The sequence below is a fragment of the Candidatus Tisiphia endosymbiont of Mystacides longicornis genome, from assembly GCF_964031095.1.
Taxonomy (GTDB): domain Bacteria; phylum Pseudomonadota; class Alphaproteobacteria; order Rickettsiales; family Rickettsiaceae; genus Tisiphia.
In genome coordinates this window covers 493,282-507,493 of record NZ_OZ035004.1, presented here as the reverse complement: position 1 = coordinate 507,493, position 14,212 = coordinate 493,282, and the positions used below count along the sequence as shown (strand labels likewise).

Annotated in this window: 15 protein-coding genes and 1 tRNA gene; 6 read left to right on the top strand and 10 right to left on the bottom strand. The window is 32.1% G+C overall.

From position 1 onward, the window contains the following. Window positions 1-192 precede the first annotated feature (192 nt). The 8 genes from ACQH6S_RS02710 to nth all read right to left on the bottom strand — a co-directional run bounded on the left by ACQH6S_RS02710 (window position 193) and on the right by nth (window position 5,993). Window positions 193-711, bottom strand: a complete 519-nt coding sequence (locus ACQH6S_RS02710) for an IS630 family transposase (RefSeq protein ID WP_425364377.1) — start codon at window positions 709-711, stop codon at window positions 193-195. Next, on the bottom strand, window positions 675-1,046 hold the full coding sequence (locus ACQH6S_RS02705; protein ID WP_425364376.1) for an IS630 transposase-related protein: 372 nt from the start codon (window positions 1,044-1,046) through the stop codon (window positions 675-677). Before ACQH6S_RS02705 ends, ACQH6S_RS02710 begins: the two co-directional genes overlap by 37 nt. A 63-nt stretch (window positions 1,047-1,109) precedes the next feature. After that, entirely contained in the window at window positions 1,110-2,174 is a 1,065-nt protein-coding gene (locus ACQH6S_RS02700) for an RP198 family tick cell line-upregulated protein (protein ID WP_425360029.1), read from the bottom strand. Between the two features lie 14 nt (window positions 2,175-2,188). Further along, window positions 2,189-2,521, bottom strand: coding sequence for a ferredoxin family 2Fe-2S iron-sulfur cluster binding protein (locus tag ACQH6S_RS02695; RefSeq protein WP_094649120.1), 333 nt, complete (start codon window positions 2,519-2,521; stop codon window positions 2,189-2,191). Between the two features lie 26 nt (window positions 2,522-2,547). Then, window positions 2,548-4,410: a Fe-S protein assembly chaperone HscA gene (gene hscA, locus ACQH6S_RS02690; RefSeq protein ID WP_425364703.1), complete on the bottom strand. Its 1,863-nt coding sequence runs from the start codon at window positions 4,408-4,410 to the stop codon at window positions 2,548-2,550. Window positions 4,411-4,520: 110 nt separating this feature from the next. Next, complete coding sequence (gene hscB / locus ACQH6S_RS02685) at window positions 4,521-5,021, bottom strand: Fe-S protein assembly co-chaperone HscB (protein ID WP_425360027.1); 501 nt, start codon at window positions 5,019-5,021, stop codon at window positions 4,521-4,523. Window positions 5,022-5,221: 200 nt separating this feature from the next. After that, window positions 5,222-5,309, bottom strand: a tRNA-Ser gene (locus tag ACQH6S_RS02680). Between the two features lie 45 nt (window positions 5,310-5,354). After that, the gene (gene nth, locus ACQH6S_RS02675) at window positions 5,355-5,993 is read right to left on the bottom strand and encodes an endonuclease III (RefSeq protein WP_094649426.1); all 639 of its coding nucleotides are present in this window, start codon (window positions 5,991-5,993) and stop codon (window positions 5,355-5,357) included. Between the two features lie 51 nt (window positions 5,994-6,044). On the opposite strand from nth, the gene grxD reads away from it, so the two are divergent. Then, entirely contained in the window at window positions 6,045-6,371 is a 327-nt protein-coding gene (grxD, locus tag ACQH6S_RS02670) for a Grx4 family monothiol glutaredoxin (protein ID WP_094649425.1), read from the top strand. A gap of 292 nt (window positions 6,372-6,663) precedes the next feature. Here the strand turns inward: grxD and ACQH6S_RS02665 are convergent, their stop codons facing one another. After that, on the bottom strand, window positions 6,664-6,951 hold the full coding sequence (locus tag ACQH6S_RS02665) for a hypothetical protein (protein ID WP_341749268.1): 288 nt from the start codon (window positions 6,949-6,951) through the stop codon (window positions 6,664-6,666). 286 nt (window positions 6,952-7,237) lie between these two features. Next, complete coding sequence (locus tag ACQH6S_RS02660) at window positions 7,238-7,879, bottom strand: phosphatase PAP2 family protein (RefSeq protein ID WP_341749269.1); 642 nt, start codon at window positions 7,877-7,879, stop codon at window positions 7,238-7,240. A 39-nt stretch (window positions 7,880-7,918) separates the two neighbouring features. Here ACQH6S_RS02660 and ACQH6S_RS02655 point away from each other — a divergent pair, with 39 nt between their 5' ends. The 5 genes from ACQH6S_RS02655 to nuoF all read left to right on the top strand — a co-directional run bounded on the left by ACQH6S_RS02655 (window position 7,919) and on the right by nuoF (window position 14,170). Further along, complete coding sequence (locus ACQH6S_RS02655; RefSeq protein WP_425360026.1) at window positions 7,919-8,665, top strand: MBL fold metallo-hydrolase; 747 nt, start codon at window positions 7,919-7,921, stop codon at window positions 8,663-8,665. Window position 8,666: 1 nt separating this feature from the next. Next, window positions 8,667-9,389 (top strand): amino acid ABC transporter ATP-binding protein, encoded by a 723-nt coding sequence (locus ACQH6S_RS02650; RefSeq protein ID WP_094649421.1) that lies wholly within the window; start codon window positions 8,667-8,669, stop codon window positions 9,387-9,389. 26 nt (window positions 9,390-9,415) lie between these two features. Further along, on the top strand, window positions 9,416-10,090 hold the full coding sequence (locus ACQH6S_RS02645; RefSeq protein WP_425360880.1) for a TIGR02281 family clan AA aspartic protease: 675 nt from the start codon (window positions 9,416-9,418) through the stop codon (window positions 10,088-10,090). Window positions 10,091-10,360: 270 nt separating this feature from the next. Beyond that, on the top strand, window positions 10,361-12,646 hold the full coding sequence (locus tag ACQH6S_RS02640) for an N-6 DNA methylase (RefSeq protein WP_425364664.1): 2,286 nt from the start codon (window positions 10,361-10,363) through the stop codon (window positions 12,644-12,646). Between the two features lie 258 nt (window positions 12,647-12,904). Next, window positions 12,905-14,170: an NADH-quinone oxidoreductase subunit NuoF gene (gene nuoF / locus ACQH6S_RS02635; protein WP_425360024.1), complete on the top strand. Its 1,266-nt coding sequence runs from the start codon at window positions 12,905-12,907 to the stop codon at window positions 14,168-14,170. Window positions 14,171-14,212 lie beyond the last annotated feature (42 nt).

Sequence of the window (14,212 nt, the reverse complement as noted above, 5' to 3'; positions counted from 1 at the left end):
TCTCAAATAAATACCTGTGAAACATAAATTCTTTTCAAATTTCACTTAGGTCACCTAGCTTTAGGTGTATAGCATAATATTTGTCTTCAGCCAACTTAAAAAACTATTATAACATTGGTCAATAATATTATAGCGATAGTTTGTGGTAATAACAACACAATATAAAACCCATATATAGTAAATCAAATTGAATTAGGTGACAAAGAATGCAGAAATAGCTTTAGATAATGTACCAATTTCCGCTATTTTGTTTCGAATCCATCGCTTCATATTAGCCCAAAATTTTTCTATTGGATTTAAGTCTGGAGAATATGGGGGTAAAAAAATAACTTCACAACCAACTGATTCTATTAGCTCTTTTGTCTTTTGAGATTTATGAAAACTAACGTTATCCATCACTACAACCTGTCCTGCTGTTAACTCTTTAATCAAAAATTTTTCAACCCAATTATTAAATAGTTCTGTATTACAAGTTTTATTAAAAACAAAAGGGGCTATTGGTTTGTTATTTACTAAACCAGCTATTATATTAGTCCTTTGATAATGCTTCCCACTCTTCTTGCCAATCAATAATTCTCCTATCTTACCCCAACCTCTATCTTGGCAAATTGTCATATCTATCCCACTTTCATCAAGATATACTATTTTATCTTTATCATATTTACTGATCTTTTCTAAATAATCAGATCGTTTCTCTGCACTTGCTTCCAAATAGCTAAAGGTTTTTTTTTATAACTAAATCCTAACTTTTTTAATATATTAGCTACTTGAGAACCTGTAATTCCAAAATTCTTACCAATTTCTTGTAGCTTACTATTAGGGTTATTTGTTACGAAATATTCCAATGCTTTTTTATCAATCTTACTTTTAAATCCTAGTCTAGCTCTTGCCAGCACTGTTCCTTCTTTTCTTCTCCTTACGTTCCAACGGCTAATTGTATTTTTATGTATAGCAAATATTCTAGCAGCAGATTCTTGACTATTACCTTTTTCTATATAATTTATTACTTTTTCTCTTAAATCTTGACTATATGGACTTGTTGACATTTTTTCCTTTATTTATACCACATCTTATCACCTAATTCAATTTGATTTACTATAGCTTTAGCCTTAATTTTCCGATATTTCTTCTTGCAGGGTATCAACCTGATTATCCTCTAGTTTAAACTCAAGCAGATTAATTGAACCTATATGTATGCCATTATCAGAAAACTCAATATCAAATTTTACCTTTTCATAAGTTGCTACTTCACTATCATCTGTCTTAACCACTTCAGATACAGAAGAATTAGCAACTTTCTCAATTATAGCCTTGATCATTTTTTTAGGTAATAACAAATTATTAGGTATCAACTTATCGATGATATCATGATGATTAGTTAATTCAAAAGATAATTTACCTTTTGGTAAGTTACTCTCAAAAAATTGCAAAAAACCTATTAAAGCTATTTGGGCATTATCATCACAAGAGAAAACTAATCGGTCAATATTTAAATTTTTGATATAATTGATATCTTTACCTTGATCCGTAGAGATATTTATTAGGGTGGCTAAATCAAGCTGAGCTGTTTTGAAATTCAAAAAATCTTCCTCTGCAGCATATGACAAACGTAATTGTAAAGCTACATCTTCGCCATCCTGAAATTTTGCTTTATTGATTAAGAAAACCAAGTCACTAATATTAAAAATTTCCTTATCTTTCTGAATAATTGATAATAATTTATTGTTAACTTGCAAAAGCTTCACGATAGATTTTAGATTATCTCCACTAGACAATCTATATATAGGTTTATTAAATTTAACTAGTGCGGCAATATCTTGCTTCGACTGTACACTATATTCAATTAACTTACCACCAAAATTTTCTTGTTGTTTTATTGTTTGTCCTAAAATCAAGTTAGCTTTTTTAAAACTAAAATCAAATAAAAATGTCATTTTTTCAGCAGATATTTCTTTAGAATTAATATGATCAATAAATTTTATTTTTGGCTCGACTAAACTAATCTGCAAGCGGGAAGGGAAACCAGAAACTTTGACTTGGCTATAAGATATCTTAATATTATCTGTCTCTGAATTATTTATAGTACTTACCACATTACTTTTGATAGTATAAGCAACGGCAAACCATATTATGGTGTAAGTTAAACAAATAAAAAGTAAAATTTTACGTATCACTTTATTATACTCAATTATAAATTAATATTACGGGTAGCAGATGGTAAGCGAACCCTTATACCGTCAAGATCTTCAGTAACAATAATCTGACAACCAAGTCTTGAAGTATGAGTAAGACCAAATGCTAAGTCAAGCATATCTTCTTCTGCCTCGGAAGGACTTTTTAATTTGTGATAAAATTCCTCATCTAAAATAACATGGCAAGTAGCACATGCTAGAGAGCCTTCGCATGCACCTTCAAGATCAATATCGTTTTGATGAGCAATTTCCAAAATAGACAATCCTATAGGGGCGTCCACTATTTTCTCTGTCCCATCTTTATCTACAACAAAAATTACTTTAGGCATTAGTTATCATCCATCTTCAATTCACTTTAGTTTATTTCATTAATATGCTTACCTTTAAGTAAGTCTTCCACCGTGCTATTTAATCTTTCGGCAAGAAAATGCTCTGTTATACTCTCAAAATTTTTGCTACATTCTATAATGTAATCACGATCATTTGAGTCTATTGCTTCTTTTAGAGTTTTAATTGCCATATTAATTTTTTCCATTTCATTTTTTGCAAGAAGATTTGGCATCTCTCTAATAGCATTTTCTATATTATAAAGCAAAGATTTTGTGTTAATAATTGTTTCTTGTAACAATTTCTTATTATGATCACTAGCCGCATTTTGATAAGCATTTTCTAAAATCTCGGTAATCTCACTTTCATTTAAACCATAACTTGGTTTTATTTCAATGTTATGTGAGATATTACTATTTTTTTCTAGAGCTGACACTGACAAAATGCCATCTGCATCAATAGAAAATGTTACTTCTATCCTAACTCCCCCTGCTTTCATTAGTGGCAATTTTAGTTCAAATTTTGCAAGTGACCGACAATCCTCTACCATTTCTCTCTCCCCCTGTACCACATGTAGCTTCATAGAAGTTTGGTTATCCACATAATTGGTAAACTCCTTAGTAACCGATATCGGTATAGGGCTATTACGCAGAATAATTTTTTCAGTAATTCCTCCATTTAGTTCAATACCAAGTGACAAAGGCACTACATCGATTAATAAGGAATTAATATTTGCAGAAGTTAGGTTCTCTGCTTGCAGAGCCGCACCCCATACTACCGCCTTATCTGGGTTAATATCTGAAAAAATAATAGTATTAAATGTTTGCCTTAAACTCTTACTAATTAACGGTATACGAGTTGAACCACCAACCAGGATAATACCTGAAATATCAGGGGTCTTTGCCTGTTCTAGCGTATCTTTAGTAATAGCTATGGTACGTTCTACTAATGGTGTTATTAACCTCTCAAAATTTTCTATATCTAACTCCAACATCTTTTCTTCATATATATAGCTAACCCGATTAGCATTTATCCGTAACAAACTGGTGTCATTGCGAGGAGGGGCGAAGCCCAAACGAGGCAATCCATTTTTGGTTACTTTTATGGATTGCTTCGTCGCTACTAAAGTATCTCCTCGCAATGACGTTTGTAAATTGGGAGCAATACTAGTCGGATTATCTATAATACTACATTTATTTTGTACACTAAGTGTTTCTTTAACTTTTTTTGCTAATTTTATTAATTCGTTAGATGCTACTAATTTATATTTATCACAAAAATACTTCATCACTAAGTGATCAATATCATCACCGCCTAAAATATTATCTCCGCCAGTGGCAATAACCTGAAGTACGCCGGTTTGCATATTGAGAATTGATACATCAAAAGTTCCTCCCCCTAAATCATATACTAAATAACACCCTCTGCTTTCTTTATTGAAACCATACGCATAGGCTGCTGCTGTTGGTTCTGCAATTAACCGTAATACCTCAAATCCAGCAATTTTTGCTGCCAGCATTACTTCTCCTCTAGCAGCATCGTTAAAATGTGCCGGTACAGTTATTACCGCTTTTTTAACTTCTGAGTTTAATCTTTCAGTAGCTTGTTGCCTTAAATAGAGAAAGATTTGGGCGGCAATTTCCGGAACAGTCATCAATTTTCCAGCAAATTGCAGCCGTAATATTTCACTATCTAGGTCAATATAATCTTTCACTAAAGCAAAAAGTGTCGGGTTATTTTGTATATCGGATAGTTTCTTACCGAAGAGCCTTTTTATAGAGCGAAGATTATCGATTATATCATGATTACCCACAATAAAGCTTTCACCATGGAAGGCTATCACTGATGGGATAAGTTCTAAATCTTGATCATTTGTGATAATTTGTACCACTTGTTGATTTGACAAAGCAATTAATGAGTTTGTTGTACCGAAATCAATGCCAACGGCTATGTTCTTATCATTTTCTTTATGCTGGGAAGAGCCAGCCTCACTAATTTCTATTATTTGCATGATTTGATTTTTAGCTGAATATTATTAATTAAGTTTTTAAGATATTTAAATCTTATAGTACTATCAACGACATCTTGCATATTTTGATTTTGGAATGCAGTAGTTAGAGATTTAGTAAGTTGTTGCTTTTCAAGAATCTTGTTATTTAGCATATGTTCTAACTTTGTTAAGTCTTCAGTAGTTTCGACAAACTCTAATTCACTCCACACAACATTCAATTGTTCCTTTGAAATACCTTGCCTAACCGTTAGGTCATCCAAAACTATATTGTTTAACAAGAGAAGATACTCAGCTCGTGCTAAATCGTCTTTAAGTGTTGAATAAGCCTTATTTAGCTCAATAGAGATAGCCAAATTTTTTTGCTTTTCGGTGTTAGAGTTAGTTCTATCCGGATGATATTTTAACTGCATAGCGAAATATTGACGATCCAGATCAGACAATTCAATATCATATTTTTTTTCTATGCCTAATAACTCAAAATAATTGTTCATAATCGCTCCTAGCCCTAAATTCTCCTGAATTGACTATATTAGTGGGTTAATAATTGTCAAACCACGTATAGTTTAGGAGAAGTTGGTGACGTCATTATTTATAACGGCTTAGCGATTAAACTATAAAAAATTATATATTAGTTGTAAATGATTATTGATTTTCTGATTAGGCATTGCAAAAAGTAGCAAATTGTGCCGAATGGCGGAGAGGAGGGGATTCGAACCCCTGACACGTTACCGTGAACACGCTTTCCAGGCGAGCGCCTTAAACCACTCGGCCACCTCTCCATAACTCTATACAAATTCAGCCACAGCTATAAAACTAATAATTTATTACTTCAGAAAATTGTTAGCATAATATTCACAATATTCTTTAACTGGGCAAACGGAACAATTGGGTACTCGTGCTTTACAGATATACCTACCAAGTAATATCAGCCAGTGATGAGCATATTGTAACCATTTTGCATCAATAATTTCAACTAATTCAAATTCCACTTTTTGGGGGGTATCACTACTTGCCAACCCTAATCTTCTAGAAACTCTGAATACATGTGTATCAACTGCCATAGTTGATTTACCAAATAAGCAATTCAATACTACATTGGCAGTTTTTCTTCCAACACCAGGTAATTTAATTAATTCGTCAAAATTGTTTGGCACTTTGCTATCATACTTATCTATCAAAATACGAGAAAGTGCAACAATATTTTTTGCTTTGGTTATAAATAAACCTATTGATCTTATATAATTTTTTAATCCTTCTTCCCCGAGTTCTAATATTTTTTCCGGTGTATTATATTCTTTAAACAAAAATCTTGTTGCTTTATTAACCGAAATATCAGTTGCTTGTGCGGATAATACCACAGCTATTAATAGAGTGAAATTATTAACATATTCTAGTTCTGTTCGGGGATTAGAATTATTCTGGCTTAAAATTTCAAAGATTTTATCAACTATTTGAGCTTGCATAATATAACATTTAAGAGTAAAAAGAAGTCATAATTTTTATCAGGTTTGAGGATGTTAGAGAATAAAAATTTTGATTTTATAAGAAATGAAATTGCTAATAACGATGTTGTGTTGTTTATGAAAGGCACTAGTAATTTTCCTCAATGTAATTTTTCTGCTACCGTTGTTTCTATCTTAAAAAAACTTGGTATAGAATTTCGTGATATTAATGTTTTGACCAGTCTTAGCTTACGTGAGGATATCAAATCCTTCACTGATTGGCCTACCATACCACAGCTTTATATAAAAGGAGAATTTATAGGTGGCTGTGATATAGTACGTGAAATGTATGAAAATGGTGATCTTGTTACATTATTAAAAGATAAACATATAATATAACTCATGTATGGATCTACCCAATAATGCAAGAAAAAAAAAATAATACTTGACAGAAAAAAAGCAAATGCAGTCATGTATTCGACTTGAAGCACAACAAAGTGCTTCAGCCCTGATGGAATTCGCTAACTTACTTTGTCTTATTTACCATCAATATTATCATCTCTCGCATATTCCTTGGTAAGAATTCCTTACTTTATTATTTTATTCCAGCTATGATTTTTTTTTAATTTAAACCTTAATTTAATTAAAAAAATCATTTAGCCATCATAAATTAATAATTAATATTAAACTTTTAATAACATACTTTTATTTCACTGTATGATTGATCATTTCGCAATACTGCGAATACTACTCTTGCTAATTTATTTGCCACTGCTACTACACTAGTATTATAACCTCGTCTCTCTTGCAGCTTGAACATCCAATCTGTAAACCTACTTTTGTTACCTTCTTCTATTTTATCTAATTTCTTAGTTCTTAATACCCTAGCTGTAAAAACAGAACGAGCTCCATATTTATCTACTGCATGAAGATGAAAAATATTTTTTGCTAAATCTATTCCTATTGTGTTATATTCCATTTTGGGTCTCCCTATTGTTGTTTTAATATATTAAATCTAGAAGGATAACCATTAATATTCATTCTGTATATAGGGTAGATCCATACCATTACCTTACGCATGGTATTTAAAAGTCATATAGAAAATAGCTTGGCGTCATTGCGAGGAGCTACTTTAGTAGCGACGAAGCAATCTAATGAATGTGGATTGCCACGACCACGTAGTGGTCTCGCTAATAGCGTTTTGTACTTTTCTAGAATTTTTAAATTGTCATGGGGTTTATGCGTAAGGTGAGTAAATTAATTAGTTATTGCAGACAGCCTCCTAGCCATTTTATTAAGTTATTGGCAAAAATTCTAAAAACTATTCTGCCAAGTATGATAATTATTATGGTGATAAGGAAACTATAAATAATATCAGCTGGGTAGTGCATAGCAAGAGTAATACGTGATATCGCCACTAAAATAACAATCAAAATGGCTATAATTTTTTGTCTGATTGTTATATATGACCAAATACAGTAGGCAACCAATAATGCTAACCCAGAATGACTGCTTGGAAAACTAGACAAACATCTTTCAAGTTCAATATTAGCAATTGTTACAAAACTATTAATAGGCAATGAGCAAAATGGTCTAGGTAGATTAACCGAAAACTTAAGTAGAGCATAAATACAACCGAATATCGTATAAATTATACCAATCATTACCATTTTATTATATATAGCCCAAAATTTGCTCTGACGATGATTAAAATCTTGAATCTTTTTTAGCTGAGTGTAAAAATATATACAATATATCAAATAAGCGATAGCAAAGTTGGTAATATTAAAACAATAAGAGATAATTTGTAGAATATAAGCTATTATGCTAAAATGGTTAGTTATGCCATTGATCCACAAGAATATTTCTTGATTAAGGCCTTGGAAATTATATAAAAGTTCAAACATTTTCAATTTTAATTTTATTTGGTTTAAGTAAATAATATTATGCTAGAAATAACAGTACTAGGATGTGGATCATCGTTTGGTCTACCGGTAGTTAATTGTGATTGCAGTACATGCACCTCAACTTCAAGTTATAATAAAAGAACTAGATCGTCAATATATATGGATGATGGTAATAGTCAAATTCTTGTTGATTTTGGTTTCGACATTAAAGGACAATTACTACGAGAAAATATTAAAAAAGTGGGCAGTGCTATATTAACCCATTATCATGCAGATCATGTTAACGGTATTGATGATCTACGTGTATTTCCATTCTTTCAGAAAAGACCTTTAGAAATTTTTACTGATAATGCTACAGCATTGAGAACTGAGAATTATCACCAACACTTGTTTGCTCCGGATAGACTGATTGCAAGACCGGTAGATTTTTTTGCAAAATTTAAAATTGACACTATAGAGGTACAATTTTTTAGACAGCATCATGGTCCTATAGATAGTTTAGGTATTAGAGTGGATGATTTTGTATATTCTAATGATGTGGTAGATTTTCCGGCAGAATCCAAACCATTCTTAAGAAATATCAAAGTGTGGATATTAGATTGTATGGCATACGAATCTAATGATTGCCATGCAGGATTAGATAAAATCCTACAGTGGGAATATGAATACAAACCGCAACAAATATTATTAACTAATATGAATCATTTTATTGATTATCACGAGATATCAAAAATATTGCCAAGCAATATAAAACCTCTATATGATGGTTACAAATTTATAGTTTAGTATGATAGTAGTTGATAAGGTTTCAAAAAAATATAGTAAAATTTATGCTGTTAAAGATGTTAGTCTTGAGTTCAAAAAAAAGGAAACTATAGCGATTATAGGTTCTTCTGGTAGTGGTAAATCCACTTTATTACGAATTATTAATGCGTTAGAAATACCTACTACTGGACAAGTGTTTATTGATAACAAAAAGTTAACTCAAAAGAATAAAAGGAAGCTTTGCCTTAAAATTGGTATGGTTTTCCAATCTTTTAATCTTTTCCCACACTTAAATGTTCAGGATAATTTAATATATGCTCCTGTTAATATTTTGAAAATGCAGCAGATGACTGCCATTTCTAAGGCGGAGAAATTATTAGAGCAATTTGGTTTAAAACAAAAAGTTACTGCTTTTCCTATCAATCTATCTGGAGGACAAAAACAGCGAGTAGCCATTTGTCGAGCCTTAATGATGGATCCAGAGGTAATGTTATTTGACGAGCCTACTTCAGCTTTAGACCCTGAAAATATTAAAGATATTATTGAAATTATCTCTTTATTAAAAAGTCAAATGACGATGATTGTTGTTACTCACCATATCAAATTTGCCAAAGCGATAGCGGATAGGATAATTTTTATGAATCACGGGCAAGTTCTAGCCGATCAGCCAGCCGCAGAATTTTTTGAAAAGCCAAAATCTCATAGAGCAAGATTATTTTTAGAGAATATAGGTGACTTAATGTGAGCAATAAGAGTCTTATAAAATTAACAATGCTTTTATGTATTAGTATGGTCATTACCTTCTTGATACGTAAATTGGTAGATGCACAATTTACTGGATTCTCTTGGAGTAGCCAGAAAAGTATATCTTGCTTTGTAATGATTTTGATTATTATCAGTATCGTTTATAATTCCTTTAATCAAAAGGGGATAAAGATCGTCTCTATTCAGCTATTAATTTGGGGGCTAATTTTTTTGATCATAATTATTGGTTACGCTTTCAGATTTGAATTAAATTATACCACACAACGAGTCGTATCCGTACTAATACCATCATATAATTGGGTCAATAAACAAGGAGAATTAGTGATTAGCCGTAGTAGCGACGGACATTTTTACATTGACATATTGGTAAATGGAGTAAAAATTAAATTTATGATTGATACCGGAGCAAGTGATGTTGCCCTTACTACTAATGATGCTAAAATGCTAGGGTTTGACTTATCAAAACTACATTACACTAGAATTTACTCGACGGCTAATGGTACTAGTACAGCCGCCCCCGTGAAATTAGATAGTGTAGTAATTGATAACAGAGCTTTCTTTAGAAATATTGAAGCTCATATAGGTACTGGTGGTCTCGATATATCACTACTAGGTATGTCAGTATTAGAGCGTTTTAAAAGTTTCAGAATAGATCGAGATATGTTAATTTTAAGTTGGTGAAGCTATTCAAAAACTAGGAGATTGCAGGCAGTCTCTAGCGATGTATAGTTAATTCAGGAGAATTTGGGGCTAGGAACGATGGAGCGACGCCTATAAGTAATAGGCGAGCATTGAGCGACGACGTCACCAACTTCTTATCAATTGACTATACACCACAATACTTACAAAAATACGTTAATGAGTTCTGTTTTAGATATAATAACAGAGATAATTACGATATATTTAATTTGTTGGTACAACAAGCTTTTTTGTAAAATTGGAATATTCTTTATGTATACTAAAAGATTAGAAGCATCTGTAACGCATGATATCCTGGTTCAACTTGCTAATCTTGGTTGGATTGTCGATGAAAAAGACCCAAGATGTAACGTTTATCAACAAAGAGTGAAACTTACCAAACAAAAAGAATTACTTAACGGTAAAATACCTGACTTTGTACTATACAAGGAAGGAAGTAACGAACCAATAATAATAATTGAGGCAAAAAAACCAAATGAAAGTATACAATTAGCAATGCACCAAGCATTGAATTTGTATGCTAAACCACTAAATACGCCGCTTATATTTGCTTATAATGGAAGTTATATTGAAACCCAATATTTGTATAATGGGCGTAATCTTAAAATTGACGGGGAAGATGTAAGGCAATTTATAAATCACCATACGGCACTCAGATTTGTTAATGAGGGCTCTGAAATACTATCTGCGGTAAATTTCATTCAGCATTCAAGAGACGAACTTATTAGGATCTTTAAAAGTGCGGCTAATTTACTAAGAGAGGATGGATTGCAAGCAGGGCTTGACAGATTTGGGGCATTTTCTGATATTTTGTTTTTAAAAATTCTTGATGAAATTTCCGTTCTAAAGACGTTGGGAGGTGAAGAAAATAAGTTAGATGAGTATCTTAGATGGAGTTCCTTTTCTCAGAAAAAAGGAAACGAGTTGTATCAATATGTGAAAGATGTTGTGTGGATTAAGATTAACAAGAAGTATGGTGATATTTTTAGCGAAGCGTTCCCTATTAATTCCCCTGATATTTTTGAAGAAATTATTTGTGAGCTTTCAAAACTTAACCTCACAGCTTCAGATAGTGATGTGAATGGTGATGCTTTTGAATATTTTTTAAAAAATGCTTACCAAGGCATCAAAATTAAAGATTTAGGCGAATATTTTACACCTAGAAACATTGTAAGAACAATGATAAGTATGGTTAATCCTAAAATTGGCGAAACCATTTATGACCCTTTTTGTGGCACAGGAGGATTTTTAATTGAAGCATTTAGATATTTAAAAATCAGAACTTCGTTTAACGACGAGATGCAAAATATTCTAAGGAAAAAAACAATTTACGGTTCTGAGATTACTATTAATGCAAGAATTGCAAAAATGAATATGATTTTGTTTGGAGACGGACATAGTAATATCAAGAAACAAGACACCCTTTCTGATTATGTAAATCAAAAATATGATATTGTAATTACAAATCCACCATATTCGCAACAAACAAGGTTTGGGTATTTATATCCCATTCAATCAAATAATGGTGACGCTATTTGTCCTTTGCATTGCTTTGAAGCTTTAAAACTAGGTGGTAGAGGCTGTTTACTTGTAAAAGAAAACTTTGTTTCAGATGGGGGCAATGTTGGAAAGGTGAGAGAGTATATTTTTAATAACTCATCAAATGTTTCTATTGTTTCATTGCCAAGAAAGCTTTTTGAACCTTACACCCCAACAAAAACAAGTATTATATATTTCGAGAAAAACAGAAAGATCTCAGACACGTTCTTTTTTGCAATTAATGCGGTTGGTCATGAACTTGGTTCAAGAAAGAAGCCAATTAAGGATAATGATTTACCAGTTGCACTTGATGCTTTCAATAATAAAAAGGCTGTTGCAGAGATTGAATCTGCCATAATACCATCAACTGAAATAGCCAAGAATAGCTATAGTTTATGGATTTATGATTATTTAGATATTTTTGCTAATTTAAAAGGTGATATTATAAAACTTGGTGATTATATTGAGGAGATAACAGAAAAAATAGAACCGTCTTTACAGCCAATTACAGATTTTAGAATTTTAGGGGTAAGTAATAGTATTGGTATTTTTGACAATGAAATTTTAAAAGGTGAGGACATAAACCAAAAATACAAGCAAGTTCAAGCTGGAGATTTGGTATATAATCCGCATAGGATTAACGTTGGCTCTTTAGGTTTAGTTTCTGAGGAGTTAAATGGTGGATATGTAAGTGGTATCTATATCGTATTTAGAGTTTTAAAAAAATTCCAAGATACTCTACCATCCGAATATTTATTACATGTTTTAAAATCAAAATATTATTTAGCCATTATTGGCAAATATGATACAAAGTATGGAGCTGTTAGGGCAAACTTAACTTATGAGCAGCTTTGTAATATACACATACCATTACTTAAAAAAAATGAAATGAAAGAATTTCTAGAAAAAATAAGTAAACTAAATAATATCACGGAAGAATTTCAGAAAATTAAAAATAACCTAAAAGAATCTATACATAAAATTTTACCTAATTTATGAATTAAGTATAATTGTCCTTGAGGATTGGTTGGAAAAATGTAAGTTGACTACTACTTTAAACTTAATAATAATATTAAACTAAAGAAAGTGGATATAAATAGTCTTTATATTATAATTAACAGTACAAATAATAAATTTGGATCTTGGTGGCTTAAAATTACGACTTTTAAACTATCCTGATAAAAACCCCTAAATTTATTCTTCACAATTATTTACCTTCATCTATACTCTCATTTGTAGATATTCTAAGAGTAAATTATGTTACAAACTAGCAATAAAATTTTTTCTAATCTTAGTGGACAGAAAAAATATGATATAATAAGTAGCAAGCAACGTGGAGATTGGGATAATACAAAAGATTTTATTATTAGAGGTAGAGAATGGATAATTGATGAAATAAAAAAATCAGGTTTGCGAGGACGGAGCGGTGCTGGATTTCCAACTGGTCTCAAATGGTCGTTTATGCCTAAAGAACACCCGAAACCTAGCTATTTAGTAGTTAATGCTGATGAATCAGAGCCTGGTACATGCAAGGATCGTGATATTTTAAGACATGAGCCGCACAAATTGCTTGAAGGCTGTTTGCTTGCCAGTTTTGCTATTAACGCACATACTTGCTATATATATATTCGTGGTGAATTTTATAACGAAGCATCCAATGTGCAACGGGCTATAGATGAAGCTTATGATGCTGGTTTTATAGGTGATAATGCTTGTGGTACTGGGTATAAACTTGATATTTATTTGCATAGAGGGGCTGGGGCATATATTTGCGGCGAGGAAACAGCTCTACTCGAGAGTTTAGAGGGTAACAAGGGATTTCCTAGACTGAAACCACCATTTCCAGCTAATTTCGGCTTATATGGTTGTCCAACAACTATTAATAATGTTGAGTCAATTGCCGTTGTACCTACTATACTTAGACGTGGGGGGGATTGGTTTGCTTCAATCGGAAAGCCTAACAGTACCGGCACGAAAATTTTCTGTATTTCTGGTCACGTAAATAGACCATGTAATGTTGAAGAAGCTATGGGCATACCTTTAAAGGAATTGATAGAAAAATATGCTGGAGGTGTACGTGGTGGTTGGGATAATCTGAAAGCTATTATTCCAGGTGGTTCGTCAGTACCATTGTTACCAAAGTCACTATGTGAAGATTTGGCAATGGATTTTGATAGTTTGAAATTAGCTGGCTCGGCTCTTGGGACTGGTGGAATTATTGTTATGGATAATTCTACGGATATTATTTATGCTATTGCCAGGCTTAGTAAATTCTACATGCATGAATCTTGTGGTCAGTGTAGCCCATGCAGAGAAGGCACAGGGTGGATGTGGCGAATTATGATGAGATTAGTACGAGGTCAGGCAAAAATAGAAGAAATAGATCAATTGTTAGACGTGACTAAAATGATCGAGGGGCGTACTATTTGCGGTCTTGGAGATGCCTCTGCTTGGCCTATTCAAGGTTTAATCCGTCATTTTCGTCACGAGATTGAAGAGAGGATATATTCAAAAAAAATGTGAAAACTTTTAGATATAGTTGATTCATGACTGCATCTGCTTTCT